Annotated in this window: 28 protein-coding genes; 17 read left to right on the forward strand and 11 right to left on the reverse strand. The window is 73.3% G+C overall.

What is annotated here, in order from left to right; translation table 11 throughout:
- Positions 1 to 352 precede the first annotated feature (352 nt).
- Complete coding sequence (locus tag ACJ6WD_RS37035) at positions 353 to 961, forward strand: N-acetylmuramoyl-L-alanine amidase (RefSeq protein ID WP_376441925.1); 609 nt, start codon at positions 353 to 355, stop codon at positions 959 to 961.
- A 55-nt stretch (positions 962 to 1,016) separates the two neighbouring features.
- Here ACJ6WD_RS37035 and ACJ6WD_RS37040 read toward each other — a convergent pair whose 3' ends face one another.
- The gene (locus ACJ6WD_RS37040; RefSeq protein ID WP_407617435.1) at positions 1,017 to 1,646 is read right to left on the reverse strand and encodes a PadR family transcriptional regulator; all 630 of its coding nucleotides are present in this window, start codon (positions 1,644 to 1,646) and stop codon (positions 1,017 to 1,019) included.
- 67 nt (positions 1,647 to 1,713) lie between these two features.
- On the opposite strand from ACJ6WD_RS37040, the gene ACJ6WD_RS37045 reads away from it, so the two are divergent.
- Positions 1,714 to 2,961 carry an FAD-dependent monooxygenase gene (locus tag ACJ6WD_RS37045; RefSeq protein WP_407617436.1) on the forward strand — a complete coding sequence of 416 codons (1,248 nt, stop codon included), beginning with the start codon at positions 1,714 to 1,716 and terminating at the stop codon, positions 2,959 to 2,961.
- A gap of 21 nt (positions 2,962 to 2,982) precedes the next feature.
- On the opposite strand, the gene ACJ6WD_RS37050 is transcribed toward ACJ6WD_RS37045, so the two are convergent.
- Complete coding sequence (locus ACJ6WD_RS37050; RefSeq protein WP_233661235.1) at positions 2,983 to 3,918, reverse strand: LysR family transcriptional regulator; 936 nt, start codon at positions 3,916 to 3,918, stop codon at positions 2,983 to 2,985.
- A 74-nt stretch (positions 3,919 to 3,992) separates the two neighbouring features.
- Between ACJ6WD_RS37050 and ACJ6WD_RS37055 the strand changes: the two genes are divergently transcribed.
- The 6 genes from ACJ6WD_RS37055 to ACJ6WD_RS37080 all read left to right on the forward strand — a co-directional run bounded on the left by ACJ6WD_RS37055 (position 3,993) and on the right by ACJ6WD_RS37080 (position 9,811).
- The gene (locus ACJ6WD_RS37055) at positions 3,993 to 5,036 is read left to right on the forward strand and encodes a DMT family transporter (protein WP_407617437.1); all 1,044 of its coding nucleotides are present in this window, start codon (positions 3,993 to 3,995) and stop codon (positions 5,034 to 5,036) included.
- A 41-nt stretch (positions 5,037 to 5,077) separates the two neighbouring features.
- Positions 5,078 to 5,701: a PadR family transcriptional regulator gene (locus ACJ6WD_RS37060; protein WP_407617438.1), complete on the forward strand. Its 624-nt coding sequence runs from the start codon at positions 5,078 to 5,080 to the stop codon at positions 5,699 to 5,701.
- A gap of 219 nt (positions 5,702 to 5,920) precedes the next feature.
- Positions 5,921 to 7,099 carry a DUF2306 domain-containing protein gene (locus tag ACJ6WD_RS37065; RefSeq protein ID WP_407617439.1) on the forward strand — a complete coding sequence of 393 codons (1,179 nt, stop codon included), beginning with the start codon at positions 5,921 to 5,923 and terminating at the stop codon, positions 7,097 to 7,099.
- Between the two features lie 147 nt (positions 7,100 to 7,246).
- A complete protein-coding gene (locus tag ACJ6WD_RS37070) occupies positions 7,247 to 8,215 on the forward strand; it encodes a hypothetical protein (protein ID WP_376441859.1) in 969 nt (322 codons plus the stop codon).
- Between the two features lie 113 nt (positions 8,216 to 8,328).
- A complete protein-coding gene (locus tag ACJ6WD_RS37075; RefSeq protein WP_407617440.1) occupies positions 8,329 to 9,075 on the forward strand; it encodes a phosphotransferase family protein in 747 nt (248 codons plus the stop codon).
- A gap of 304 nt (positions 9,076 to 9,379) precedes the next feature.
- Positions 9,380 to 9,811, forward strand: coding sequence for a hypothetical protein (locus ACJ6WD_RS37080; protein ID WP_376441862.1), 432 nt, complete (start codon positions 9,380 to 9,382; stop codon positions 9,809 to 9,811).
- 82 nt (positions 9,812 to 9,893) lie between these two features.
- Here ACJ6WD_RS37080 and ACJ6WD_RS37085 read toward each other — a convergent pair whose 3' ends face one another.
- Positions 9,894 to 10,598, reverse strand: a complete 705-nt coding sequence (locus ACJ6WD_RS37085; RefSeq protein ID WP_407617441.1) for a hypothetical protein — start codon at positions 10,596 to 10,598, stop codon at positions 9,894 to 9,896.
- Positions 10,599 to 10,627: 29 nt separating this feature from the next.
- Positions 10,628 to 11,680, reverse strand: coding sequence for an AI-2E family transporter (locus ACJ6WD_RS37090; RefSeq protein WP_407617442.1), 1,053 nt, complete (start codon positions 11,678 to 11,680; stop codon positions 10,628 to 10,630).
- Positions 11,681 to 12,188: 508 nt separating this feature from the next.
- On the opposite strand from ACJ6WD_RS37090, the gene ACJ6WD_RS37095 reads away from it, so the two are divergent.
- On the forward strand, positions 12,189 to 12,344 hold the full coding sequence (locus tag ACJ6WD_RS37095) for a DUF6131 family protein (protein ID WP_016573617.1): 156 nt from the start codon (positions 12,189 to 12,191) through the stop codon (positions 12,342 to 12,344).
- Between the two features lie 138 nt (positions 12,345 to 12,482).
- A complete protein-coding gene (locus ACJ6WD_RS37100; RefSeq protein WP_233661226.1) occupies positions 12,483 to 12,830 on the forward strand; it encodes an Ig domain-containing protein in 348 nt (115 codons plus the stop codon).
- Positions 12,831 to 12,861: 31 nt separating this feature from the next.
- On the opposite strand, the gene ACJ6WD_RS37105 is transcribed toward ACJ6WD_RS37100, so the two are convergent.
- Positions 12,862 to 13,830 carry a serine/threonine dehydratase gene (locus ACJ6WD_RS37105; RefSeq protein ID WP_407617443.1) on the reverse strand — a complete coding sequence of 323 codons (969 nt, stop codon included), beginning with the start codon at positions 13,828 to 13,830 and terminating at the stop codon, positions 12,862 to 12,864.
- Between the two features lie 110 nt (positions 13,831 to 13,940).
- Here ACJ6WD_RS37105 and ACJ6WD_RS37110 point away from each other — a divergent pair, with 110 nt between their 5' ends.
- On the forward strand, positions 13,941 to 14,678 hold the full coding sequence (locus tag ACJ6WD_RS37110) for an HAD family hydrolase (protein WP_407617444.1): 738 nt from the start codon (positions 13,941 to 13,943) through the stop codon (positions 14,676 to 14,678).
- A gap of 27 nt (positions 14,679 to 14,705) precedes the next feature.
- The gene (locus tag ACJ6WD_RS37115; protein WP_407617445.1) at positions 14,706 to 15,419 is read left to right on the forward strand and encodes a hypothetical protein; all 714 of its coding nucleotides are present in this window, start codon (positions 14,706 to 14,708) and stop codon (positions 15,417 to 15,419) included.
- A gap of 1 nt (position 15,420) precedes the next feature.
- On the opposite strand, the gene ACJ6WD_RS37120 is transcribed toward ACJ6WD_RS37115, so the two are convergent.
- The 5 genes from ACJ6WD_RS37120 to ACJ6WD_RS37140 form a co-directional block, all read right to left on the reverse strand.
- Positions 15,421 to 15,978: a cysteine hydrolase family protein gene (locus tag ACJ6WD_RS37120; RefSeq protein WP_233661225.1), complete on the reverse strand. Its 558-nt coding sequence runs from the start codon at positions 15,976 to 15,978 to the stop codon at positions 15,421 to 15,423.
- A 119-nt stretch (positions 15,979 to 16,097) separates the two neighbouring features.
- Positions 16,098 to 17,507 carry an MFS transporter gene (locus tag ACJ6WD_RS37125; RefSeq protein ID WP_407617446.1) on the reverse strand — a complete coding sequence of 470 codons (1,410 nt, stop codon included), beginning with the start codon at positions 17,505 to 17,507 and terminating at the stop codon, positions 16,098 to 16,100.
- Positions 17,500 to 17,946 carry a MarR family transcriptional regulator gene (locus tag ACJ6WD_RS37130; RefSeq protein ID WP_331247562.1) on the reverse strand — a complete coding sequence of 149 codons (447 nt, stop codon included), beginning with the start codon at positions 17,944 to 17,946 and terminating at the stop codon, positions 17,500 to 17,502. The genes ACJ6WD_RS37125 and ACJ6WD_RS37130 overlap by 8 nt, the downstream gene beginning before the upstream one ends.
- A 161-nt stretch (positions 17,947 to 18,107) precedes the next feature.
- Entirely contained in the window at positions 18,108 to 18,797 is a 690-nt protein-coding gene (locus ACJ6WD_RS37135; RefSeq protein WP_331247561.1) for an SDR family NAD(P)-dependent oxidoreductase, read from the reverse strand.
- A complete protein-coding gene (locus ACJ6WD_RS37140; RefSeq protein WP_407617447.1) occupies positions 18,794 to 19,690 on the reverse strand; it encodes an NAD(P)H-binding protein in 897 nt (298 codons plus the stop codon). The genes ACJ6WD_RS37135 and ACJ6WD_RS37140 overlap by 4 nt, the downstream gene beginning before the upstream one ends.
- A 67-nt stretch (positions 19,691 to 19,757) precedes the next feature.
- On the opposite strand from ACJ6WD_RS37140, the gene ACJ6WD_RS37145 reads away from it, so the two are divergent.
- The 4 genes from ACJ6WD_RS37145 (at position 19,758) to ACJ6WD_RS37160 (ending at position 23,241) form a co-directional block, all read left to right on the forward strand.
- Positions 19,758 to 20,567 (forward strand): LysR family transcriptional regulator, encoded by an 810-nt coding sequence (locus ACJ6WD_RS37145; protein ID WP_407617448.1) that lies wholly within the window; start codon positions 19,758 to 19,760, stop codon positions 20,565 to 20,567.
- A gap of 114 nt (positions 20,568 to 20,681) precedes the next feature.
- Positions 20,682 to 21,203 carry a MarR family winged helix-turn-helix transcriptional regulator gene (locus ACJ6WD_RS37150; RefSeq protein WP_407617449.1) on the forward strand — a complete coding sequence of 174 codons (522 nt, stop codon included), beginning with the start codon at positions 20,682 to 20,684 and terminating at the stop codon, positions 21,201 to 21,203.
- Positions 21,200 to 22,564, forward strand: a complete 1,365-nt coding sequence (locus ACJ6WD_RS37155; protein WP_407617467.1) for an MFS transporter — start codon at positions 21,200 to 21,202, stop codon at positions 22,562 to 22,564. Before ACJ6WD_RS37150 ends, ACJ6WD_RS37155 begins: the two co-directional genes overlap by 4 nt.
- Positions 22,565 to 22,644: 80 nt before the next feature.
- Complete coding sequence (locus tag ACJ6WD_RS37160) at positions 22,645 to 23,241, forward strand: Type-2Aa cytolytic delta-endotoxin (protein WP_407617450.1); 597 nt, start codon at positions 22,645 to 22,647, stop codon at positions 23,239 to 23,241.
- Between the two features lie 138 nt (positions 23,242 to 23,379).
- Here the strand turns inward: ACJ6WD_RS37160 and ACJ6WD_RS37165 are convergent, their stop codons facing one another.
- Positions 23,380 to 25,335: a hypothetical protein gene (locus ACJ6WD_RS37165; RefSeq protein ID WP_407617451.1), complete on the reverse strand. Its 1,956-nt coding sequence runs from the start codon at positions 25,333 to 25,335 to the stop codon at positions 23,380 to 23,382.
- A gap of 243 nt (positions 25,336 to 25,578) precedes the next feature.
- Here ACJ6WD_RS37165 and ACJ6WD_RS37170 point away from each other — a divergent pair, with 243 nt between their 5' ends.
- Positions 25,579 to 26,718 carry an NAD(P)-dependent oxidoreductase gene (locus ACJ6WD_RS37170; protein ID WP_267953424.1) on the forward strand — a complete coding sequence of 380 codons (1,140 nt, stop codon included), beginning with the start codon at positions 25,579 to 25,581 and terminating at the stop codon, positions 26,716 to 26,718.
- The last annotated feature ends 18 nt before the right edge of the window (positions 26,719 to 26,736 follow it).

A 26,736-nucleotide genomic window follows, 5' to 3' on the forward strand; every position in this document is an offset into this window, starting at 1 on the left:
GTCCGCTCCGTGGTCCGCGCCCACGACGGCACCATCACCGCCGAACCCCGCGAGGGCGGCGGCCTGGACATGCGCGTGGTGCTCCCCCTCTGACACCCCCGTCGCGGACCGCGGAGTCAGGCCCGGCGGTCGGCGGGCCACCGCCCCCGGGCGCCGCGGTCCCCGGCCGACGGTGAGCCGTGTCGAAGTCGGGACGCAGCGCAGGTCGCGGGTAATTTGCCGGTGGGCGCTCCGGCGTTCCGCGTGCGTCGCAGGTGTGCGGATGCGTCGGACCGCCCGTCAGACGTCGAGGTCCGAGGGAGCTTCCCACGATGCGTCCGTGCCGCTCCGTTGCCCGTGGGTCCGGTCCGCGATGACCGGCGACGAGCGGGCGTTCACCCGTCGGCGCCTCGTGGCCGGGGTGGCGGCGCTGGCGGCGACCACGGCCTGTGCCGACTCCGGCGCCCCGAACCCGGACACCGGCAGCGAGCCGCCCGGCTATCCCGGAGCGCAGTGGGTCCCCGCCGACATCACCAACTACACGCCCGCCAACCGGCCGAGCAGTCACCCGGTGCAGTTGGTGATCGTGCACGTCACGCAGGAGACCTTCCCGGACACCCTGATGCTCTTCGGCCGGCCCGGTTACCGTGCCTCCGCGCACTACACGGTGCGTTCCCAGGACGGCCACGTCGCCCAGTGCGTGCGCGAGCACGACGTGGCCTGGCACGCCGGGAACGCCCGGTACAACTGGCGCAGCATCGGCGTGGAGCACGAGGGGAGGGTCGACGAGCCCCGTTGGTTCACCGATGCGCTCTACACCCGGTCCGCGGCCCTGACCGCCGCGATCTGCCACCGCTACGGCATCCCCGTCGACCGCCGGCACATCATCGGCCACCACGAGGTGCCCGGCGCCGACCACACCGATCCCGGGCCGCTGTGGGACTGGTCGCGCTACATGCGCCTGGTGGCCGCCGCCTTCTGAGGACCGCCGGCCCAGGACGCCGGCGTTCCGCTCGGCCAGTGCGCCGGGTCGGGGCTCAGCTCCGTTCGGCGGTGTCCGCGCCCGGTCCCGAGGTCTCGTCGAACGCCGCGAGGAGTTCGCGGGACCAGGTCAGGCTGCCGTCGCGCAGGTCGTCGACCACCCCGCGCAGCCAGCGTTCCTCGGCGCCGAGGACGGCGAGCAGGTACTCGTTCTCGATCAGCGTGATGCGCGGGAGGCCGGCCGGGACGTCGGCGGTCTGGCGCTCCAGGGCGGTGCGCTGGGCGGTGATCCGGGTCAGCCGCCGTTCCAGGATCGGCGCCACCTCGTCGGGAGCGAGCAGCAGCGCGCTGGACAGCGCCGCCGGGAACACCGGGAACTCCGCCTTGGGCACCGCCAGCATCTGCTCCAGCCACTCGCGGGTGGTCGCCCGGCCCACGTCGGTGACCTCGTAGACGGTCCGCTCGGGGTACTGCTGGTCCCGCTCGGTGTGCCGGACGGCGATCAGTCCCCCGCCCTGCAGCCGCTCGATGGTGCGGTACAGGCCGGCCCGCTGTCCGACGTTGACCACCTGTTCCTTGCCCCACTGCTTGAGCAGTTGCTGGATGCCGTACGGGTGCAGCGGGCGGTGGTGCAGCAGCACCAGCACGGTCAGGCCGAGCGGGGAGCTCTTCACGGGGGCGGTCATGCAGGTCATCGTAGTCATCACGCGAACTAGTTGCACTGACACTAGTTGTTTTGCAACTATGTGGTCCATGAGTCAGATCCAGGCACATCCTGTGGGAGGGGTTTTGCGCGACAACGGCGACCGCGTCGGTCACGGCGGGGGCATCCGGACGGCACTCGTCATCGGGGGCGGGGTGGCGGGCCCGGTCGTGGCCCTCGCACTGCGCAAGGCGGGCATCACGGCGACGGTCCACGAGGCGTACCCGACCGCCGCCGACGGCATCGGGGCCTGGCTGGGCCTGGCGCCCAACGGGCTGGCGGCGCTGGCGGCGGTGGGCGCCGACGCGGCGGTGCGGGCGGCGGGGCAGCCGGTGCCCGGGGTGGTGATGGCGGACGGCGCCGGCCGTCAGCTCACCCGCTTCGACGGCTTCCCCGAACTGCCCGCCACGATGACCATGCCGCGCGACCGGCTGTTCCGGGCGCTGACCGACCACGCGGTCGCCGAGGGCGTCCGGTTCGCGTACGGCAAGCGGCTGGTCGGCGCGGAGGAGACGGCCGACGGCATCACCGCCCGCTTCGCCGACGGGACCACCGCGACCGCCGACCTGCTGATCGGCGCCGACGGCATCCGCTCCACCGTCCGTACGCTGATCGACCCCGCGGCGCCCGCACCGGAGTACGGCGGGCTACTGAGCTTCGGCGGCTTCGCGGCGGCGGACAGCGGCATCGAGGCCGACGTCGAGGTCGCCCCGGGCACCATGTACTTCGCGTTCGGCCGGGCCTTCATGGGGTACTGGCGGGGCCCGGACGGGCGGCTGATCTGGTTCGCGGGGCTGCCCACGGACAACCCGCCGAGCCAGGAGGAGTTGGCGCGGGTGCCCGCCGCCGAATGGTTGGACCGGCTCCGCGCCCTGTACGCCGGCCACGTCCCGGGCGAACGGCTCCTGCGGCACACCGCCCCCGAAGCGCTGATGGTGGTCGGCCGGATGGAGCGCATGCCGTCCGTGCCGCACTGGCACCGCGGGCGGATGGTGCTGGTGGGCGATGCGGTGCACGCGCCGTCCTCCAGCTCCGGACAGGGCGCCTCGCTCGCCATCGAAAGCGCCGTCGAACTGGCCCGTTGCCTGCGCGACCGGCCCACGTACGGCGAGGCGTTCGCCGCCTACGAGGCGCTGCGGCGTCCGAGGGCGGAGGCGATCGGGCAGAGCGCCGCGGCCGTCAACGAGGTCAAGGCGGGCAAGAGCGCGGCGCCCGTGCCGGCGTTCCCGGCGCCCGAGGAGATGTTCCGGGCGCTGCACTTCCACCGGATCGACTGGGCGGCGACGGTCCCGGCGTGACCCGGCCGGCCCTGCGGCCGGCTACTCCGTGCCGCCCTCGCCGTGCGTCGTCCCCGGCACGGCGGCGAGGGCGGCCAGGCAGGCGCGGACCGGCGGGCTCTCCGCACGGGTGGGCCAGGCAACGCGGACGTCGCGGCGGAGGGCCGGCCGCACGGGGAGGAACCGGACGCCGGGCGGGGCCGGTCGGCGGGACGTCGCAGGCACAAGACAGGCCGTCAGATTGCCTGCCACCAGGGTGAGTTGTGTGAGGTGATCGGCGAGGACGTAGCGGACGTCGGGTTCGATGCCGCGGGTGCGGAGCGCCTGGACGAGAGCCTCGTACGCTTCGGTGCCTGGCGGGCAGCACGCCCAGGCGGTCGCGGCGAGCCCGTCGAGGTCGGCCCGGGCGGTGAGGTCGAGCACGGCGCGGTCGGCGAGCGGATGGCGCACGGACAGGGCGACGTAGACCTCCTCGGTGACGAGGGTGCGCAGCGCGACGCCTTCGGGGACGGCGAGCGGGCGGGGCGCCCAGCTCTCGACCAGGAGCAGGTCGAGGCCGCCGTCGACCAGGCGGGGCAGGAGTTCGACGGCCTCGCCGTCGACGACCGTGGGGACGAGGCGGGGGTGCGCGGCCGCCAGGGCGGCGAGCGCGTCGGGCAACAGGGCGCGCACCGCGCTGCCCACCCCGCCGATCCGCAGGGGCCCCAGCACCTCGTCGTCGAGGTCTGCCAAGTCTGCTTGCGCGGCGGCGAGTTGGGCGATCAGGCGGTCGGCGTGGGCGGCCAGGACACGGCCGGCGTGGGTCAGCCGGACGCTGCGGCCGTGCGGCTGGAGGAGCGGGTGGCCTGCCTCGCGTTCGAGTTTGGCCAGCTGCTGGGAGACGCCGGAGGGCGTCAGATGCAGGGTGCGAGCGGCCTGGGCGATCGATCCGTGCGCGGCGACGGCGGCGAGCGCCCGGAGCCGGTCAATGCTGAACACGGTACGGATGCTACCGATTATTGGGCTTGAATCATTGCTTTTTGTTTATGGTTCGGGACGGCACAGTGGATGTCATGACGAGTGGAGACGAGGTGTCCGCGGCGACGTCGGTGTCGGTTCCGGGAGGGGTGTCGGCGCGCGTCGGGGGCGACGATCAGGTGGGCGCGGGCGGTGCGGCCGTCGGGGGCGGCCGGGGCGGGAGTCCCGTGGCGCTCGTCGTCGCGGGGTCGGCGTGCATCTCCGCGTCGGCCGTGTTCATGAAGCTCTCCGGGACCAACGCCGGTACGGGGGCCTTCCTGCGCTGCGCACTGGCGCTGTTCGTCCTGGTTCCGCTCGCCTGGCGGGAGGTGCGGCGGATCGGTCCGCGGTCGCTGCGCCACCAGTTGATGGACCTCGGCGCCGGGGTACTGCTCGGCGTGGACATGGTGTTCTGGGCGGCCAGCGTGCTCACCGTCGGCGCCTCGGTCGCCACCGTGCTGCTCAACGTCCAGGTGGTGGTCTTCCCCCTGCTGGCCCGACTGGTGTCGGGGACCAGGCTGTCGGGGCGGTTCGTGCTGATGGCCCCGCTGATGCTGGCCGGGGTGGCGCTGGCGAGCGGGGCGATCGGACACCCGCAGGCCGGCAGCGACCCGGTCGCCGGAGTGGCGTTCGGAACGGCGGCGGGGGTGGCGTACGCGGGCTACCTCTTCCTGATGCGCCTGGGCGGTGGGCGGGAACACACCCTCCTGCCCGTGTGCGTCTCGACCGCGGCGGCCGCCGGGACGGCGGCGCTGATGGGCGGACTGTGGACGGGGATCACCCTCAACCCCGGTTGGCCGGCATGGGGTTGGCTGGTCACCCTGGCCCTCGTCGGGCAGGTCCTGGCCTGGCTGTTGATCACCTCCGCGCTGCCCGGACTGGCGCCGAACGTCGGTGCCGCGCTGCTGCTGCTCCAACCGGTGATGGCCTTCGGCCTCGGCATGGCGATCGGGGAACGCCCGACCCTGACCCAGGCCGCCGGCTGCGCCCTGGTGGTCGCGGCGGTCTGGCACAACAGCCGACCGCGGCGGGCGCCGCACCCGGCAACCGGGGCGAAGGCCGGCACCTGGGTGAGGTGGCGGCGCCCGGGCCGCCCCTGAGCGCGCCCCACCCGGACGCGGCACCGCGATACGGTCACGGCATGGCTGATTCCCCCAGGGCTGATCCCCGCCTGACCACGCCGTCGTTCCTCGTGCTCGGCTTCGTCCACCAGTTGGGCGAGGCCAGCCCGTACGACGTCAAGGTCGAGGCCGCCCGCACGGTGGCCCCCTTCTGGTCGATGCCGCACGCGCAGGTCTACGCGCAGTGCGACCGGCTCGTCGCGGCGGGCTTGCTGTCGGAGTCCCGACAGGCGGGTGGACGCAACCGGCGGCTGCTGAAGCTGACCGCGGCGGGCGAGGCGGCCCTGACGGAGTGGCTCGCCGACTCGACCTTCGTCCCCGTCGAGGCGCGGGAGCGGGGCATCCTCAAGTTGTGGTTCGGCGGCCGACCGGAGGTCCACTCCCCCGTGCAGCTCGACGCCCACCGCGGCACGCTCGCGGACTACGAGGAAATGTCCGCGAGCATCGGGGAGTTGCTCACGCGCGGGCAGCGCGAGGCACTGGAGTTCGGCATCCGCTACGAGCGGATGATGATCGACTTCTGGCACTGGGTGGAGCAGCGGGGCGAGGGGGACGCCGACCGCGACAGCGACGCCGGGGCCCGCGGGGGCACCGACGCTCCGCACCGCCGGGACGCCGAACTCCTGGACGCCGAAGGCCAGTAGCGTCGGCTCCGACGGCGCTCCGCACCTCCCGTTTCGCCCGCGACGCCACAAGTGTCCTACCGGCGCGTAAAGAAGGACCGCGTCCCCCATTGACCGCGGCACCGATCCCCCCTACCTTCACGACAGTCCATTTGGGACCATCCAGTAAGGACCATCATCGGCCGCCGGGCCAGTCAGGGGCAGGGCCGCCCCCCACCAGGTGAGATCCAGGGAGTCGCCATGAACCGTCCGCGGGGGGCCACTTGGCGCCGCACGGCCACCATCGCCGTGGTCGTCGTCTGCGTGGGATACGCACCGATCGCGATGACCGAACTGTGGCCCTACGCGCAGCGGGGCGCACCCGGCCTCGGCACGTGGCTGCTGGGCCGGGCGGTGTCGCCGCAGTACGTCGCCGACGCCCTGGCCACCCGGATCGGTCCGTACGGTCACAGCCTGGCCGCGATGATCCTCCACTCGGTGTTGGGCGGCCTGCTGATGCTGCTCGGCCCCGTGCAGCTGCTCTCGGCGATCCGGCGGCGCATCCGGCTGCACCGCGCCCTGGGCGTGGTCTTCGCACTGACGGTGTACGCCTCGATGGCGGGCGCCGCGGTCTACCTGGCGCGGACCGCACCGGGCGAGGCGTTCAGCGGTCCGGCGTTCTGGATCGTGCTCGCCACGATCCTCGTCGGCACCGTCCTGAGCGTCACGTTCGGCATCCTCGCCGCCGTCGGCGGCCTGCCCGACCTGCACCAGCGGTGGATGCTGCTGTGCTACGGCTACCTGATGACCGCGCCGCTGCTGCGCCTTGAGTGGGGCGCGCTCCCGGTGCTGCTGCCCGGGCTCTCCATGGAGGACGTCAACCGCGTCGCGATCATGCACCTCGGGTCGGTCGTGGTCTTCGGGTCGCTGCTCGCCTCGCGCGCGATGGACAAGCGGGACGCCGTGCCCGGGGTACGCGGCACGTGGGTGCCGACGCCGGTGCTCGTCGCGGCCCATGTGGTCGGCGCGGCCGGGCTCGTCCGGATCGTCGCGTCGAGCGCGGGGTGGGGCGCCGCCGGACACCGCCTGCTCGCCGCCTATCTGGTCCCGCTCCTCGCGGCGTATCTCGTCATGGTCGTCCGCCAGCGGCGGGCGGACCGGGACGGCAGGAGTTGGGCGCGTGAGGAGTGGCGGCTGCACCTGGTCGCATTGTGCCTGGCCCCCCTCTTCTCGGCCACCGCGGGCCTGCTCTTCGCACGCTACGTGGGGCTGGACCGGCACACGGCACTGGCCGCCGGGATCGCCATCGGGTGCGGGATGTTGGCGTTCGCGGCGACCGCCGTGGTCAGTCTGCGGGTCATGTTCGCCCGCGAGGTGCGCAAGCGGGAACGACCGGCCGTCTCCCCCCAGGCGGACCGGGATCCGTCCCCGGTGGCCTGAGCCGGCCGACCAATGCGCCCGACCGAACCGCCCGAACCGTCCGAACGGCATCGCGCCCGTGGGACGCCCGCGCAGGGGGCCGGCCGGCGGTGCGGAGACGGCAGCAGGGAAACGGTGCGGCGACGACACCAGGGAAACGGAGCACGCATGACCGAGCCAACGGACGCCTCGACGCCCCCGGAGGAGCCGGCCGTCCGCCCACCCGCGGCGGGCGCGCCGGTGGAGCATCCCACCGGTGGACGCGAACTCACGGTCGGCACCGCGATGTTGGCGTCGATCGTGGGCGTGGTCAGTGCCCTCACCGGGGCCCTGCTCGCCGTCGTCAACCTCACCGGGCACACCTTCGGTGCCTGGCGATCGCCCGAGTCCCTCAGCCCCGGACTGATCGGGGCGGCCATGCTGGGCGTCACGCCCGGCCTGTTCGCCGTCGGCCGGGCACGTGCCTGGGAGGAGGTCAGGACGCTGCTCCTCCCCCTCGCCGTGGTCCTCGTCGGGCTCTTCGCGGTCAGCGTGCGCAATGGCGGTGAGCTCCAGGCGGTGCGCGGCGGCCCGCTCTTCCTCGTCCTGTTCAGCCTGGGTTGGGTGGCCGTGTTGGGACTGCTCGGCCTCAGCGCGCTGCTCTGCCTGCTCCGGCAGTACCTCAAGCCGGCCCGGCCGAGGGGGGAGCGGGGCGTGCCGCTTCCCGGCTGGTCCAAGCCCGTGCTGGCCGTCCTGGGTTCGGCCTGGTTCGGCATCGGGGCGGGGCTGCTCGCGCTGCCCGGCTTCTGGGCCGACTTCGTCCCCTGGACGGTCGGCCGGGCCGATGCCCAGGCACTCGGTGTCTGGGCCCTCGCACTCGGCATCGGCGTGCTGGGCTCCCTGGCCGAAGACGACCTCGACCGGACCCGCCCGGCGCTGCTGGCCCTACCCGGCGTCGCACTCGCGGTCACCGTCGAACTGGCCGTCCATGCCACCCGGGTGCACTGGGGTTCCGGCGGTGGACCGGCGCTGCTCGGCATGGTCGGCGGGCTGCTGGTGGCGGGCGTGACCGGTCGGTGGCTGCTGGCGCGCGGCTCGGTGGCGGGGCCAACGGTCGAAGGCCAAGAACTCCGCACAAACGTGGCGGACTTGACCTAGTCGGAGGTCGGTGTCGCGCGCGGGGCCGTCGGGTATCGGGACGCGGTCAGCCGCGTCAGCGCATGCGACAAACCCGGCGACATCGGCGATCATCCCCGGGATACTGGTCGCCCATGGACGAGGTCACAGTCGTTGTCGCCCATTCCGAGCGCGCGACCCTGCGCGTCGGCGACGTGTTCCTGAAGGTGGACGCCGATCAGGCGCGCATCGACGTCGAGGTCGAGGCGATGTCCCTCGCGCCGGTCCCGACCCCGGAGATCCTGTGGCGCAAGCCGCCCGTGCTCGCCATCGCCGCACTCCCGGGGACGACGCTTGGGCGCCTCGGCGGGCCGTCGACCGGGTCGTCGGCGGCGTGGGCCGCGGCGGGCGCCGCCATCCGGAAGCTGCACGACGCGCCGCTGCCGCCCCGGCCCGGCCGAGCCGGCCGGAGCATCGTCGCGCTGGCGGCGGAACTCGACGACGAGTGCGAGTTGCTCGTGACGCACGGCCTCCTGCCCGCTGACCTGGTCACCCACAACCGCCAGGTCGCCGAGGCCGCACTCCGGCCGTGGACTGCGGCGTTCACACACGGCGACCTGCAGATCGCGCACGTCTTCGTCGACGGCGACGAGGTCACGGGCATCATCGACTGCTCCGAGGCGGGCCGGGGTGACGCCCTGTACGACCTCGCCACCTTCACGCTCGGACACGAGGAGCACCTCGACGACGTCCTCGCCGGCTACGGCGCCGACATCGACATCGACGTGATCCACGCATGGTGGTCGTTGCGAAGCCTGCTGGCAGTTCGCTGGCTGATCGAGCACGGATTCGACCCGTTCGCGCCGGGCTGTGAGGTCGACGTGCTGAGATCCCGGAGGTGAGGCTGCGCGGGCCCGGCCGCTACGCCTGCGCCCCGACGCATCGAGCAGGCCGTCCCCTGGGGCGCACCGCCTGCCCTTGCCCTCGCCACAGTGCGGCCCCGGGCCGTGGCACCGGGCGGGCGCGTCGTGGGGCTGAACCATATGGTCATCGAGCGCGTCTTACGTACCGCAACCCTCGGCAACCCCCATCCCCAGTCCGTCTCCCAGTCCACGGCCCCTCCCCCGTAGCCGCCGGCCCGCACCGCGCCCGAGAGAAAACCGGGAGTACATGTCCCCGCACGTTCGTCGCCGTTCCCTCGGCACCGTGTCCCTCACACTGGGCGGGCTCGTCATGGCCTGTCTCGTGATCGGTGGCGGGCTGTGGATCAAGGACCACACCGTGTGGTTCAAACGGATGCGGGGCGGCAACGCCTGGTCGCTGACCTACCAGGCAGGTGTCGTGGGCGGGCAGGGCCACGCCGCCGCCGTCCGCTACCGGTTCAACCCGGACCGCTTCGAACCGGCCCACCTCGTCAAACGGCTCGGCCGCACACCACTCCCATGGAGCAGAAACGTGCTGGTCGACGCCGGGGAGCCGGCCCAGGTGGAGGTGCAGCCGGAAGGGGACGCGGTCGCGACGTGCCGGATCCTGCTCGACGGCATCCGCGTCGTCGCCGAGGGGAAGTCCCCCGGCCCCGGCCGCCCCGCCGTGTGTCGGGTGACGACCAGCAGCACGCCGGAGAAGTGGCCGCGCTGACCGCGGTCGCCCCGTCGGACACCCCGGCGCACCGCGCTGCGCCGTGCGGGGCTTCTCCGACCGGCCGTGGTGCCCGACCGGCTCAGCCGCCCTCCGGCCCCCCGGCGCGGCGGGTGGGAACGTAGCGGGTCGCCAGCTCGACGGCCTGTGCGGCCAGTGGTCCCAGCTCCGGCTCCTGGCGTGCCGCGGCCCGCGCGAGGCGTGCGATCTCCGCGGCCCACCCCGCGGCCGGCTCCCCCTCCCCATCACGGGCGCCGGCCTCCCCCGCGGGGGGCGGTTCGCCGATGCGGGCGAAACCGCGGTCGAGCAGGCCGCGGGCGTCCTCCGGGCGATGCCTGGCCAGTGCCTTGACCGCGCCGACCGCGTTGGCCAGGGCGCTGGCCGGCCGTGACCAGGCGTCGTCGCGGGCGCGCGCCCGCGGGTTGTGCCGGTCGTAGTCCGGGTCGTCCGCGACGGACTCGGCCCGTACGGACAGGTCGAGCCGCCAGAACAACGGCAGCTCGGCGAAGCGGACGAACAGCAGTCGGCGCCGGTCGGAGTGCCGGTAGTCGGGATCGCACCGCACCGCCACGACCGGCCGCACCCGCCCCAGCACCTCCGCCACCCGCGCCAGGCACGCCGCGAACGCCTCGTCCGGTACCACCCATTCGACGTCGATGTCGCTGAAACGGTCCGCGGTGCCCGCCGCCAGCGAGCCCAGCAGCAGCGTCCGTGAGCCGGGACAGTCACGCTCCAGGACGGCGCGCACCGCGTGCGTCAACGCCTGTCGGTCCGGGTCGGGGTCCATGGTGGAAAGCGTAGGGGCCGGCGGGGCGGTCAGGGGCCGGCGCGGGGTGCGGAACTCACGGGCTGGCGGCGCAGGGTCCCGTACACCGACCACACCACCGACACCAGCGGGACCGCGACCACCGCCCCGAGCACGCCCGCCGTGACGCCGCCGCAGACCACGGCCAGGGCCACCACGACCGGGTGCAGGCTGACCGCGCGGCTCATCACCAGGGGGTGCAGGACGTGTCCTTCGAGCTGCCCGATGACGACGATGAGCAGGACGACGGCGAGGGCCACCACCGGGCCCTTGGCGGCCAGGGCCACCACCGCCGCCACGGCCAGGGCGACCGGCGAGCCGATGAGCGGCACGAACGCGGCGAAGAACTCCAGCACCGCCAGGGGCAGGACCAGGGGCACGCCCAGCAGGAAGAGGGCGCAGCCGACGAGGACGGCGTTGGTCGCGGCGATCAGCACGATGCCGCGGGTGTAGCCGGTGAAGGTCGTCCACGCCGCGGTCCCGGCCGTGCGCACGGTGCCGCGTCCGCGCTCCGGCAGCTGGCCGCCGAACCACCGCCACATCGGGCCGCCGGAGTGCAGGAAGAAGATCGAGCAGAACAGGGCCAGCGCACCGACCGTCAGGACCTCCGCCAGGCGGCTCACGCCGCTGACCGCGGTGTTGATCAGGTTGGCGCGGTTGGTGGACACGAAGTGCGAGACCCACTCCTGGAAGTGGGCGAGGGAACCGTGCTGGAGGTGGAAGGGCGGGCCTTCGAGCCACCGCTCGATCCGCGCCACGCCGCCGGTGAACACCTGCCGCAGGCCGGGCCACTCGTCGGCCACGTTGGCGCCGATCAGGCTGAGCACGCCCAGTACGAGCACGATGCCGAACAGCAGTCCGGCGGTGACGGCCGCGGCGCGCGACAGCCAGCGGTCCAGCAGATCGGTCAGGGGTTCCAGGAGCGCCGTCAGCACCAGGCCCAGGAACACCGCCAGGGTGACCAGGTGGAACCGTCCCAACGCCATGAACACCACGTAGATCGCGGCACCCACGACGAGCAGCCGCCACCCGTAGGCGGCGGCCACCCGCAGCGGCCTGGGCACGACGACGGCCTCGCGCAGTCGCGGGCCCAGGGTCCCGTCGGCCGGCCGCCCGGTCGGCGGCCGTCTCCGGTGCGGGACGGCCCGTCGCGCCGTGGTCGCGGCATCCCGCGGACGGCGGCTCGGGCGGGCTCGGCGGGCTCCGTTCGGCACTTCGAGCCGCCACCTCCTCCCGCCCACGGACCTCCTCGGGAGCCCTCCTGCCACGGGCTCCGGAGTGACCGGTAACCGCGGGCAACGGGCACCGAACGCGACCGGCCGGTATTCCCCCGAAGGCACCCGGCCGGGCTGGGTCCGCGGTCGGCGCGCCCGCGGGGCGGCGCGCCGCCGGGCCGCGGAGCGTACCGCGCGGCGCGGCCGAAGTCGCGCGCGAGCTGGCCCGGCCGGGCCCGCCGACAGCGCCCGTGACCTGGTGATTTCCGTCCGTTCCCGGCACCCGCCGGAGAAGTTGCCGTTGCTCCGGCCGAGGCACACAGTGAAAGGGAACATTTCCACGAGATCGGAGCACGTCGTGGTCGTTCTCGGCATCATCTTGCTCATCATCGGCTTCCTGACCGGCATTTCCATCCTGTGGACGATCGGCATCATCCTGCTCGTCATCGGGGCGGTGCTGTGGCTCCTGGGCACGTTGGGACACGCGGTCGGCGGGCGCCGGCACTACTGGTAGCGACGGGCGCGGCCGTCACGCCCGCCACGCCCGTCACGTACGAGCGCGCCCGAGCAGGCTCCGGAGCGGCTTTGGCCGATGTTCCGGAGCGTCGTCGAAACCGCGCGGAGTGCGCGGTCAGGTCAGGAGACGGACGGTATGAAGGGGGAAGAGGTGCACCGTCGGACGTACATGATCCTGCCGGCCGGTGGGACCGGGCAGCACGCCGTTCACCACGGCACCTTCGCCCACCCGCTGAAAGCCCGGGTGGTGGACAGCGAGGACCGGACGCCGGTGACGGAGCTGCCGGTGACGTTCGCCTGGGACACCATGAGCCAGCAGGCGCTCTTCGAGGGTGCGCAGGAGACCGTCACCGTGCTCACCGATCCGCAGGGGTACGCCGAGACCCCTCCGCTCGTCGCCGGTGACGCGGCCGGCACGGCGAGCTTCGCCGTCACGGCGGCCGGCGCGCCCCCGGTCCACGTCGAGATCACGGTCGACCGCTGAGCCGGCGGACGACCGGCGACCCCGCGGGCCGTCAGTCGACCAACGTCCGGACGTCGGTGTTGGCGCCGCACAGCACGATGCCGGTCGCCCCGCCGCCCCGCTCCCGGCGGTCGTCGTCGGGGCGGTGCTGCCAGGCGTCCCAGGCCGCCAACGCGGTGGCCGCCGCGTGCTCGACCGCGATGCGGTGCTCCGCCCACAGCGTGCGGCGGGCCCTGACGATCGCGGAGTCGGGCACGGTCACGCAGTGCACGCCGTCCTGCTGAGCGGCGTGCAGGGCACGTGCGGAGGCGCGCCGGGCCCCCAGCGAGTCGGCGGCCACCGAATCGACCGTGACGTCGACCGGCCGACCGGCCCGCACGGCGGCGGTCAGGGCACAGCACTCCTCCGGTTCGGCGGCGAGGACGTGGATGCCGTGCTTCTGCGCGGCGGCCGCCACGCCGGCGAAGAGTCCGCCGCCGCCGACCGCGACGACGATCGTGTCCAGCTCCGGCACCCGGGCCCGGAACTCCTCCAGCACCGTTCCGGCACCGGCGGCGATCAGGACGTCGTCGTAGGCGTGCGAGGCGAGCGCACCGGTCGTGGCGACGAACTCCTGGCAGGCCGCCTGCGCCTCCGCGTACTCGCTGCCCACCAACCGCACCTCGGCCCCGTACCCACCCAGTCTCGCGACCTTCACCTCCGGTGCCGTCTCCGGCAGGAAGACGGTGGCGGGCACGCCCTGTTGCCGTGCGGCCCAGGCGCAGGCCAGTCCCGCGTTTCCGCCGGAGGCGATGGTGACGCCGGCGGCCGGCAGCGTGCCGGCCGCCCGGTGGGCCAGCAGGAAGTTCTGGGCGCCACGGGCCTTGAACGACCCGGTGTGCTGGAGGTGCTCCAGCCCCCACCACACCGACCCGCCGTCCGGCGCCGGCCGGTCGAGCGGCGCGACGACCAGCGGCCGCACCTGCCCCGCGATCCTGCCGACCGCCGCCGTCACCTCGTCGTAGTGCAGAACGTCGTTCATCCCTCACCCATGGTTCTTCCCGCGTCGAACGAACCGATCCCGAACCGTCCACCCTACGCAGCGCCGCGAACCGCCTGACGGGAACGCGGACCTGCGGTACAAAAGTCCCCATGCACCGCATTCCCGTCTGCGGCCCGGAAGGCCCCCTGCGCGTCCGGCCCGACGCCTCGCGCACCGCCGCGGAGCCCCCGGTCCGCGCCGTGCTCTTCGACTTCTCCGGGACGCTGTTCCAGATCCGGCCGTACGCCGACCGGATCCGGGACGTGCTCCCGCAGCCGGTCGACGACGCGGCAATGGAGCGCATTCTCAACGGACTTGAGGCCGGTCTCGCCGACCCGGTCGTGGTCGCGGCGCAGCGTGCCCGCGACGTCTCGCCCGAGGCCCACCGGCACGCCTTCACCACCTGGTACTCCTCGGCTCCCGAACTGGCGCCGGTCGCCGACGACCTGTACGCACAGCTCAGGTCGCCCGCGAACTGGCTGCCGTACGCCGACGGTGCGGCCACGCTGCGCTGCCTGGCGGCGCACGGTCTGGCACTGGGCGTCGTCAGCGACGTCGGCTGGGACCTGCGCCCCACGTTCGCGCACCACGGCCTGGACTCCCGCTTCTCCTCCTGGGTGCACTCCTACGAACACGCCACCGAGAAGCCGGATCCGCGGTTGTTCCGCCACGCCTGTGCGGAGCTCGGCGTCGAGCCGGCCGCCACGCTCATGGTGGGCGACCATCCGGCGAAGGACGGCGGCGCGGCCGGTGCGGGGCTGCGCTCCTACGTCCTGCCGGCGGGTGCGGCGCCGGGGGCGCACCGGGGGCTGGCGGCGGTGCTGCGGCTCGCCGGGATCGACGCGTGAGGCGCCCGCCCGCCGTGCCCTGACCGTGTGCGGAAGCGCGCCGCCGGCCGGATCGCGGTACCGGCGGCGGGCGGCTCGGTTAGGGTCGTCGGCATGGGCGGTCTGCGGGTGGTGCTCATCGGAGGGACCTCGAACGTCGGCAAGTCGACGGTGGCCCATGTGGTCGCGGAGCGGCTGCGGTTCGCGTACCGGTCGACGGACCGGCTGGCCCGGCACCCCGGGCGACCGTGGCGGACGCCGGAACGGGACGTCCCGCCGCACGTCGCCGAGCACTACGCCGCGCTCCCCCTGGACGAGCTGATCGCTTCCGTCCTCGACCACTACGCGCGGCTCTGGCCCCGCGTCGAGGACCTGATCACCGCGCACGCGACCGGCGCGGAGGCCGGGACCGGGCTGGTCCTGGAGGGCTCGGCGCTGTGGCCCACCCGGGTCGCCGGGCTGGCCGTTCCGCACACCGCGGCCGTCTGGCTCACCGCCGAGGAAACCGTCGTGCGCGGCCGGGTCCACGGCGCCGGCCGCTACGCGGAGGCGACGGCCGGGGAACGCCACCTGATGGACAAGTTCCTTGCCCGGACCGGGCGTTACCAGTCGCTCATGCTGTCCGAGGTGCACCGCCTGGGCCTCGACCACCTCGACTCCGGCGACGGCCGCTCGCCCGAGGAGTTGGCCGACGCGGTCCTGTCGATCGCCGCGGCGCAGCACGCGGTCGGCCGGTCGTCAGCCGAGGGCCGTCCGCGCTAGCTCAGGCACCGGCGCCGAGGGCCCGTCCCCACTCCTCGACGGTGGTGACCTCGCCGCGGCGGGCGAGGACGTCGTGGACGAGGGTGTCGTGCAGGGCGGGGTTGGGGTCGGCGCAGGCATCGGACAGGACGGTGACCTGGTAGTCGAGGTCGACGGCCTGGAGGGCGGTGGACAGCACGATGCCGCCGGTGGCGATGCCGGCCAGGACGAGGTGCTCGATGCCCTGGGCAGCGAGGACCTGCCGCAGGTCGTTGCCGGCGAAGGCGCTGACGCGGTTCTTGTGGACGACGATCTCGCCGTCGGCGGGGGCGACGTCGGGGTGGATGGCGGCGCCGGGGTCGTCGGCCGTGAAGAGGTGCGGCGGAAGGGCACCGAAGACCTTGTTGCGGGGGTGGGCGTCCGTGTGGCCGGGGCGGAGTCGGAGCGCCACGTGCAGGACCGGGACGCCGGCGGCGCGGGCCGTGTGGAGGGCGCGCACGGCGTGCGGCAGGTAGGTGTCGGGCACGTGCGAGAGGTGGCCGGCCTGGAGGTCCATGAGCAGCAGGGCGGTACGGGACATGGGAGTCGTGGAGTTCCTTCTGTGCGGGGACGGCGATCGGTGGGCGCGGGCGTGGACGTCTCGCGGTGCGGGGTGCGAGCGGGGCAGGGGCGTGGCGACCTGGTCGGAGTCGTCGGGGGTCACTGGGCGGTCGGCGTCGTCGCGCGGCCGAGCGTGCGGTCGAAGACGGTCAGGAGGAGGTAGAGCACGCCGGCGCCGAGCATGACCCAGGCGAGGTGGTGCATGCCGCCGGTGTCGACGCGTCGGCCGAAGGACGCGGCGGTCGCGGAGGAGGCGACCATCGAGCCGATGTAGGCGAAGGTGCGCAGCAGTCCGGCCGAGGAGGCGGTGCGTTCGGGGTCGGCCTGGAAGTAGACGGAGTTCTGCAGGGCCAGGTTGTTCAGCCCCTGCGGGATGCCGAAGACCAGCGCGACGAGGAGCAGCGTCCACAGCGGACTCCGTCCGGACAGCGTCAGCATCACCAGGCAGGCGACGATCTGTCCGACCGCGCCGACGAGCAGCTTCCCGCGCACACCCGGGCGCCGTCCGCTGACGACCGAGACGCCGATCGCCATCAGGAACATGGGGATCTGGACCAGACCGGCGTGGAACGGGGTCAGTCCGAAGCCCTCTTCGGTCCACTGGCTGAAGCCGTAGAGGAAGGCGTAGGAGACGACGTAGGCGACGAGCGCGCGTCCGTAGGTGGCCAGGAGCGGCCGGTTGCCGCCCAGTACCCGCAGGTCGATGAAGGGCGTGGCGGCCCGCAGTTCCCGGGCCGCGAACGCGCCGCCCGCGGCGACGGCGATCACCAGCAGGTACCAGCTGCGCAGGTGCAGGTGCATCAGGAACAGCAGCAGCGAGACGAGCAGCGCGGCGAACAGGGCCATGCCGGGCAGGTCGAGTTGGGCGGTCAGGCGGCCGCGCGGCGCCGGCCGGTCCGTTCCGGCCGGTCGGGGCAGTCGGAGCAGCCCCAGCAGCACGGCGGCGACGGCCAGCGGAACGTTCAGGGCGAAGGTGGCGCGCCAGCCGCCCACCGCGATCAGCACCCCGCCGAGCAGCGGACCGACGACGGCGACGGTCTGGTTGGCGACCGCCAGGGCGGTGAGCACCCCGCCGGGGCTGTCCCGTCCGGTGCGCTCGGCTTCGCTGCGCAGCAGTGCCATCGCGGCGGGGTAGCCGGCGCAGGTGCCGAAGCCGAGGAGGACGCGGGCGACGATCAGCACCCCGAGGTTCGGTGCCAGGGTGCCGACCACGCCGGCGAGGCCGACGAGGGCGGTGCTGAGGAGGAAGAGCTTGCGCGGTCCGAAGAGGTCGATGAGCCGTCCCACGACCGGCTGTCCGAGCGAGGTGGCCAGGTAGAGGGCGGAGACCAGCCAGGCGGTCTGCGAGGCCGGTGCGCCCAGGGCGACGCCGATGGGGACGAGCGCGACGGAGATGATCGTGGAGTTGATCGGGTTCAGGACCGAGCCGAGCATCATGGGCGGCAGCAGCCGCCGGTCGAACCCCGGCTTGTCGGTCCCTCGTATGGCCCCCGTGGTCGCCTCAGTCATGGGTCAGTCGCTCCAGTACGGCCATGGCGGCGATCACCGCCCGGCGTTCGTCCTCCGTGCACTTGGCCTGCAACTGGCCGGCGAGCCATTCCGTGCGGGCCTGTCGCCCCTCCTCGACCCGACGCCGGCCCTCCGCGGTCAGGGTGATCAGCAGGCGCCGCCCGTCGTCGGGGTCGGGGTTGCGCTGGAGCAGTCCCCGCTTGGCGAGCGCGGCGACGGTGGCCGTCATCGACTGGTGCCGCACCCCCTCGACGGAGGCGAGTTCGCTGGCCGTGACGCCCCCCTGGTCGGACAGGCGGGCCAGCACCGAGGCCTGGCCCAAGGTGATGTCCTCGACCTGGGAGGCGTTCAGGATGCGGCGCCGCAGCCGGCTGATGACGGCACGGACGTCGCGCGACGCCTCGATCGCCGACGGCGACGGGCTCGGGTTCTCGCTCATGCCCCCACCGTAATGTCTACAGGCTTAGCTGTACAGTTTTGCCTGCATGATCTGCTGGATGCAGGGGGCCGGGAGCGCGGCGGCGACCGCATCGTCGAGGGGCAACGGCCCCGGCCATGCGCGACGACCCCGAGGCGGGCCTCGTCAGGCACCTGCGGCGGCTACCAGGGCACGGGCTCGCCCGTGTAGTTGAGGTACCGCAGGCCCGGTTCGCCGCGGTGCCGGTCGATGGTGTCCGCCACCCCCGGGACGGACTGCTCGATGGTCAACGGTGCGTCGGGTCCGCCGAGTTCGGTGCGAACGTGGCCGGGGCACATGAGCAGCAGCGTGTGCGCGGAGTCGGCGTACCGGGCGGCGTAGCTGCGCATCAGTTGGTTCAGCGCGGACTTGCTGGCGCGGTAGACGTCGTGACCACCGTTGGTGTTGAAGGTGAGGCTGCCCTGGCGCGAGGACATCACGCCGATGGTCCCGGTCGGCACCACCAGCGAGCGCAGCGACTCCACCACGCGCATCGGGCTGAGCGCGTTGGTGACCATGACGTCGACGAACATCTCCGTCGGGACCTCGCCGACGGGGAGGTCGCCGCGCGTGATGCCGGCGTTGACGAAGAGCAGGTCGAGGGTGCGTCCGGCGAGGCGTTCGCGCAGCGCGGCGATCTGGTCCGGCTCCGTCATGTCGAGCGATTCGACGGTGACGCGCCCGTCGGAGGCGTCGGCCAGGTCGTGCAGGCCGGTGCGCCCCTCGCCCCGGACCGTCCCGATGACGTCCCAACCGCGGCGTGCGTACTCGGCGGCCAGGCCGAGCCCGAGGGTTCGGGAGGCGCCGACGATGAGGGCGGTCCCGGCGCTCATGCCTGCACCGCCGGCTTGAGGACCCGCTCGCACCACTCGCGGAAGGTCGTCGGGCTCGCGGTGGCCGCGGTGCGCCGCACCCCGTCGTCGAGGCCGTCGTCCTTGGCCCGCATCATGTCGACGTAGCCGTCCACAAGGGGGGCCGGCATGCCGCGGCCGGCGAGTTCGGTGCGGAACGCGTCGAGGGGTTGCCGTTCGTAGCGGATCGGGCGGCCGAGCACGTCGGACATGATCTCCGCCAGGTCGTTCGGCGCGAGGTCCTCGGGGCCCAGCACCGGAACCTCGCCCGTCCCCATCCAGGAGCGGTCGAGCAGCAGGGCGGCGGCGGCCGCGGCGATGTCGCGGGTGGCGGCCCGCGGTGCGGAGCGGTCGGCGGCGACGGTCTCGGTGAACACGCCGCGGTCGCGGATCGAGGCCACCTGCCACAGCAGGTTGTCGAAGAAGGTCGGGTTGGCGAGGGCGCGGTAGGCCACGCCCGTGGAGGCGATGAGGTCGTCCATGGCCAGCGACGCCGTGACGTGCCCGGCGCGGTCGGCGACGGGGGTGCCGCGGCCGAGCGCCGAGACGCCGACGACGTGCCCGACCCCGTGGGTGGTGAACGCCTTCGCGGCGACCTGGGTGAACCCGGAGTACAGGGCGTCCAGGCTTGGTGCCCGGCCGTGTGACGGCGCCAGCCAGAAGACGGCGTCCGCGCCGGCGAACGCCCGGTCGACGACCTCGGGCTCGTCGTGCGAGCCGGTGACGACGTCGACGTGGGCGCGGACCGCGTCGGGGAGCTTTCCGGGGTCGCGCACGATGACGCGCAACCGTTCGCCGCGCGTGCGGGTTTCGGCGAGGAGGATCTCCAGGAGCCGGCCACCGATCTGGCCGGTGGGAGTGGTGATGACGATCATGCTTCGAGTCTCGGGGCGGCGATCCGTCGCGTCCAATACCCTTCCCGACAATTGATACCTTCGGGGTATGGATCTCGATCTCCGCAAACTCCGCTACTTCGCCTCGGTGGCCGAGCACCGGCACTTCGGCCGGGCGGCGGAACAGCTCTACATCGCCCAGCCGGTGCTCAGCCGTCAAATCAAGTCCCTGGAGCAGGAGTTGGGGTGCACGCTGCTCCTGCGGACCACCCGCAGCGTGGAGCTGACCACCGCCGGCAAGCAGCTCTACGAGGAGGCGCAGCAACTCCTCCCCTCGATCGCCGCGGCGGTCCGGCGCGTCCACGACGTCGAGCAGGGCGTCCAGCGCCTCGCGGTCGCCTTCTCGCCGGGACTGCACGTGTCGGACGCGATCCGGGCGTTCGCCTCGCGCCACGCGGACGTCGAGATCGACGTCATCCCGGCACGCTGGTGGGAGCAGGACCGGCCGCTGCGCGACAGTCGCGCCCAAGTCGGCTATCTGCGGCGGCCGTTCGACGAGACGGGTCTGCGCGTCGTCCCCATCGGCCACGAACCCCGGGTCGCCTGCATCCCCGCGGCGCATCCGCTGGCGTGCCGTCAGGAACTCACCTTGGCGGACCTCGAAGGCGAGCGGATGCTCGACACCTCGAAGCGGCGGACCCTGACGCTGGAGGAGAAGTTCGAGCTCATCGCCGCCGGACGCAACATCGCCCTCATTCCGCTGGGCGTCGCGCGGTCCTACTCCCGCCCCGACCTCGTGTACCTCCCCGTCACGGACGCCCCGGCCCAGGAGACCTGCCTGGCCGTCGCCGCCGACCGGCGCGAGAGGCTGCTCCGCGACTTCCTGGAGGTCGCCACCGAAACGCTGCGCCACTCCTGAACGCCCCCTGGAGTAGGGGCTGTTCGGGGGGCCTGCTCGGGCCGTGGTGGGACGCCGAAGGTTTTGCGTAAGCACTTATGTAAGTGCTTACGCAACTGCTGTTACGGTCGGCGGATGACGGAGGAGAAGACGGACCCCCGCGGCGGCGGGGCGGACGATCCCAGTCGGGAGAGCCTGTGGCGACCGTTGCGGGAGCTCCAGGAGGCCATGGACGCGGAGATCGCGCGGGTCTACGCGGAGCGGCGGATCGAGGGCCTGAAGCCGAGCTTCGTACGGGAGTTGCTGCGGCTCGACGCCTGCGGGCCGATGACGATCGGCACGTTGGCGACGTCGGTCGGTCTCACCCCCTCGGCGCTGAGCCAGAAGGTGGCCGCCATGCGGACGGCCGGTTGGGTCCGGACCGTGCCGGGCGCTGACGCGCGGAGCAGGCGGGTGACGCTGACGGCAAAGAGCCGGAAGGTCATCGGGCGGCTGGCGGCGGAGTGGCGGGCCACCGAGGCCGCGCTCGCGGAGATCGAGGCCGAGGTGCCGTATCCGCTCAGCCGGGTCGTCGTCGACATCGAGCGGGCGTTGGACCGCAGGAGCCTCCACGACCGGATCGTCGCGAAGCTCGCCGAGGACCCCGCGTGGGAATGAGGCGCGCGCTGGTCGACCTCGCGCCGCTGCGCTCGTCGCGGGCGTTCCGGCGGTTGTGGGCCGGGCAGACGCTGTCCGGGTTCGGCGGGCAGATGACGGTGGTCGCCGTGATGTTCCAGGTCTGGCAGTCGACGCACAGCACCACCTGGACCGGTGCGGTGGCGCTGGCCCAGGCGGTGCCGCTCATCGTCCTCGGGCTGTTCGCGGGCGCGGTCGTCGACCGGGTGGACCGGCGGACGTTCTACGTGGCGATGACGGCCGGACAGGCCGCCTCCTCGGTGGTTCTCGCGGTGCAGGCGTTCGTCGGCGGCGTGCCGGTGGTCGGCGTGGTGCTCCTGGTGGCGGTGCAGTCCTGCTTCGTGGCGGGTGGCGGGCCGGCCGCGAAGACGTTCGTGCCGGCGTTGCTCCCGCCGGAACACCTGGCGGCCGGGCTGGCGCTGCGGCGGATCTCCTTCCAGGGCGCGCTGTTGGCCGGGCCGGCGCTGGCCGGGCTCGTACTGGGGTGGCTGGGGGTCGGTGCCTGCTACGCGATCGACGCGGTGAGCTTCGCCGGGACGCTGTACGGGGCGTGCCAGCTGCCGTCGATCACCGTGCCGGGTGCGGCGGCGGCCCGTTCCGGGCTGCGGGGCGTCCGGGACGGAGTGGACTTCCTGGTGCGCACGCCCCTCGTCCGCGGGGCGTTGTTGACGGATCTGGCGACCACCGTGCTGTCGATGCCGATCAGCCTGTTCCCGCTGATCAACGCCGAACGGTTCGGGGACGATCCACGCACGCTCGGGCTGTTCCTGTCCGCGATCGCGGTCGGTGGGCTCGTCGCTTCGCTCTTCTCCGGGACGTTCACCCGGCTGCCCCGCCCCGGACTGGTGGTGCTCGGCGGGTCGGCGACCTGGGGGCTGGCGCTCACTCTCTTCGGTCTGGCGCCCGGCCGGTGGTGGGGGCTGGCCTGTTTGGTGCTGGCGGGCGCGGCGGACACGGTTTCGGTGGTCTCCCGGAGCACCGTCGTCCAGACGCACACCCCGCACGAGCTGTTGGGTCGGGTCGGCGCCGCGGAACAGATCGTCGGGCAGGCCGGCCCGGACCTCGGCAACCTGCGGGGCGGGGTGGTGGCGGATGCGACGTCGGGGGTGACGGCGCTGGTGAGCGGTGGGGTGTTGTGCGTGGTGGCGGTGGTGCTGGTGGGGGCGGCAACACCGAAGTTGTGGCGGGGTACCGGCGGTGCGGCCAATGCTGACGCTTCCGGTGGCACGGGTGAATCGGGTGGGTCGGACGGCTCGGCGGCTGCCTCCCTTCCGGGCGGCTCCGACGGTTCTGGTGCGCCGGGAGGACGGGGCGACCCGGGCGGTGTGACGGCCCAACGGTGAGGGCGGTGACGGGCGCGGACCGGGACAGCGGCATACTTGCCGCTCGGCGCGACGCGATCTTTCGCATGTGAGGAGCAGTCATGTCCGACCGACCCACCGCCGAGAAGACGACGTTCAAGACCGTCTTCGAGGTGAGCCCCGCCGTCCTGGAGCAGGCGCAGGCCATCGCCGACACGTTCCAGTACGCGATCGCGCCGGCGACCGTGGACTTCGACTTCGGGGAGATCAGCCGGGCCGCGGGTGCCCTCCCCGAGGCTTCCACCGTGAAGATCGTGCGGGGCTGGGGACTCCAGGAGACCGCGCCCGTCGGCGTCATGGTGATGTCCCTCAGGGAGGCCGTCCGTCAGGCGCTCAACGAGCCGTTCGGCAACCCCGCCTTCTGGGAGCGCGCCGAGGCCGCGCTCACCGACGTGTTCATCGGCCTGGGCCGCCAGGAGGGGACCCACCTGTCGTTCTACGGCGACTCGCCCGACGCCACCAGCTACTACTACAACCTGCTGTTCGCGCTCCAGGACGAGGAGACCGAGGGGCACGTGTACGCCCTCGCCTTCTGCGTGAACGTGACGATCGCGCTGGGCGCCGACCCGGCCGGTGCACTGACGATGGACGACGTCGCGCAGTGCGCGATCCGGCTGAACGCGATGGCGGTGCGGCAGCCGGTCCGCGCGGCGGTCTGACGACGGTGGTGGGGAGCGATCCCCACCACCTTCCGGTCGGACGCACGGTGGAGTCGGGGCGGTCCGGGTGGCGCGGGGCGGGGCAGCCGCCCGCCCCACCCCGCCGGGGAGTGGAACGGGCGGCAGCCGTAACGGAGTTCACACCTCCAGGACGAAGTGGATGCCTTCGTAGGCGAGCCACTGGGCGTGGGTGTGGAGCCCGTAGGGAAGTTCCGTGAGCGGCTTCCAGCCGGGCGGGGGCGGGGGCCAGGCGGAGCCCTCGGGAGCGGGACGCGAGGCCGACCCGGAGGGGACGAGGGGGACGGGACGGACGGCCGTGCGCACCACCTCGGCCAGCTCGGAGGTGGTCACCACGGCGCCCGCCAGAGAGAGCACGGGCTCCGCAGGTGCGGTACGCAGCAGCGCCGACAGGGCCCCGACCAGGTCACGGGTGTGCAAGGGGCGCAGCGTCCCGGCGGGGTCGTCGAGGGTCAGGGGCTGGCTGCGCAGGGCGTCCCAGACCAGGCGGCCGATGCGGGAGTCGTGGGGGCAGCCGGGGCCGTAGAGGTCGCCGATGTGCAGGGTCAACGCAGTGGCGCGGGTGGGGAGTTGGAGGGTGAGGACGGGGGCGGCGCCGCGGGCCGGGGGCTCGGCGTGCGGGCGGGTCAGGCCCGTCAGGTCCAGCAGTGCGTGGGCGGGACGGCCGGACGGGCGAGGGGCCAGGGTGGTGACGAGGTGGCCGGCGTCGGCCAGCCCGCGGACGAGGTGTTCGCCTAGCGGGGTGCCGGCGCCGAGCACGTCGACGCGCGGGGGCTCGCCACGCTCGGCTCGGGCCCGGCCGGAAGCCGTGCGGTCGGCTGCGGGCCGGTGCGGGGCAGGCCGTTCGGGCGCGGTCGAACGGGGTGCGGGCCGGCGAGGTTCGGCCGCGGGACGGTCACCGCGGTGCGGTACGGGCGGCGTGTTGCGGAGGGCGCGGCGGGCCCGTCGGGCGCGTTCGCCCGCCTCGTGGCCGGCGGCCAGGCCGGCCAGGGTGATCCGGGTCAGCTCCTCCCGCTGCGCGGCGATCCGGTCCTCCGACTGCGCGTAACTGATCCCGCCGGGGCCCACGGTCGCGAGGGCTTCGGCGAGCACCGCCGGATCAGGGGCGACGTCGTCCGTCGCCGCGTCCGGAACCGCGTCGCCCTGAGGGCCCGGGCCGGCCGGGTCGTCGGGACCAGGGGCCACCGGATCGCAGCGGAGTCCGTCCCGCCGCTGGACGAGGCCCATCGTGAAGGCGGTCAGCCAGGCCCCCTCGGCCGCCTCGGGGGTGGTGACTTCGGCCATTCGCACGATGGCCGATTGCCGCCTTCCCAGGCGGACGCCCACCCCCTCCAGATATTGCTCGCAGTCGAGGTGCAGCCAGCGGCCGGCGTCCCGAGCCGGGCGCGGGGCCGCCCCGTCGGTGGGCTCGTCGAGGCGCACCGCGCACTGCGCCACGCCCTGCTTGAAGAAGGGCAGCACCCGCAGGTCGGTCAGGCGCGCACCTTCGTGTCCGGGAACGTCCCGGGGTACGAAGCAGACCGAACGGCGCGGGCCGCGGAACGCATTGCCGGAGATGCTGCCGTGGTCCTCGTGCTCGGCGAGGCTGGGGACCGAAACATATGCCGGGATTCCGTTCGCGCGTAAGTAGCGGTTCATCAGGATGTCGTCGGGCCAACTGTCAAGATGGCGTCGACCGAAAGCCGCAAATCCGGCGGCGACTTCCCTGGGAAGAATGATGGCGACGCACGGAAAGTACTCGTTGACGGCGCCCACCCACCGGGCCCCGGCCAGCGCACCGAATCGCACTGCGGCGCCGTTCCGGGAGTCCCAGAGCGCGAAAAGCGCGAGTGCGGCGTGCGGCATCTCGGCAATCGCCAGCCGGGCGCGTTCGAAGAACGTATCGGAAAGGATCATGTCGTCCTGGACGACGAGTTGATGGGTCGCGCCGTCCTCGATTGCCTCCCAGGCGCACAGTGCGGTCCGCAATACGGACGGTTTGCCGGCCGGGTCGGGATCCATGACGACGTGCAGCGCTCCCGGTGGCGCGGACCGCGCCAGCCGTTCCGCCGCGGCACGGCGTTTGGGGTGGGTCATCACGGCTCCGCTCAGCCGATAAGGCGTCATCAATTCCTCCGGTTCTCCGCTTTTCCGGCCCGCCGGGCTTTTGTGCCGTGCCGGTCGATCCGACACAGGTGAATCCGGACAGTACGGCGGTCCGGATGCGCGCCGCAAGACTGCCGAAATGGCGCTCTGGCCACCGGAATCGGCGCCGGACATGCTGACCGCTGGCCCACGCCGGGCCGGCTCGTGCTCCGTTATGCGGGAAGAGAGGGACCCATGCCCGGAACGGTGAACGGAAAGCAGAACGTCGCACCGCACGGCAATGCGAACGGTAATGACGGTGTCGGAACGGGGAGTCCGGCACACGGTGTCTTCGAGGAATCGGTGGAGGCCCGACTGGAGAAACTCCGGGATTCCCGGGTGGTGGTGACCGGCGGCGCCGGCCTGGTCGGCAGTCGGCTGGCCCGGCTGTTGCGGCGGGTGGACGCGGAAGTGACGGTGCTGGACCGGCTGGACGCCTATCCGGACGCGGTGCACTCCACGCTGTTCGGCGTCGACCGGCTCGGCGCCGACGTGGTGGTCGGTGACATCTGCGACCGCGAAGCCGTACGCCGCGTGCTGACCGGCGCCGACTACGTGGTGCACGCCGCGGCGTACGCCGACGTGGCGGCGTGCACGCGCCGGCCGGACATCGCCTTCCGGGCGAACGTCGAGGGCACGCAGGTGGTGCTGGAGGAGGTCGCGGCCTCCGACGTGCGCCGGCTGGTGCTGGTGTCCTCGGCCGCGGTGTACGGGAACGGCGACCCCGCCATACGGGGGCCGCAGGTCTTCCAGGAGGACCAGCGGCTGCTCCCGGTGTCGGTGTACGCCAACTCCAAGCTCTGGGCCGAGCACCAGACCCGGCTGATGCTGAACGGACCCCAGACCCCGGAGTACGCGGTGCTGCGGTACTTCTCGGTCTACGGCGATCCACAGGTCCCCAAGCCCGGCAGCCACTCGTGGATGGTGGCCTGGCTGTCCATGCAGGCCCGGTTGGGCCGTCCGATGCGGCTGAACGGGGGCGGGGTCCAGGTGCGGGACCTGGTGCACGTCGAGGACGTGGCCGCGGCCACCGCGCTCGCCCTGGTGGAGGACGGGATGGCCGGGGCGACCGTCAACGTCGGCACCGGCGTACCGACGTCGGTGCGCGAGGTCGCCGAACTGATCGCCCCGCACTTCCCGCAGTCGCGCTTCGTCACCACTCCCCTGCCGGAGGGCGACCCGCTGGGTGGTTACGCGGCCACCGAGCAGTGCCGTGAACTGCTGCGCTGGGCCCCGCGGATCGACGTCCGGGCGGGCGTCGAGCGGTACGTGCGCTGGCTGTCCGCCACCCCGCACGCGGTGCCGGGGTGGCTGGCGGCAGAGCCCGGCGCATGACAACCTGCCAGCACGTAA

Source organism: Streptomyces sp. VTCC 41912, from assembly GCF_045799175.1.
Classification (GTDB): Bacteria; Actinomycetota; Actinomycetes; order Streptomycetales; family Streptomycetaceae; genus Streptomyces; species Streptomyces albulus_C.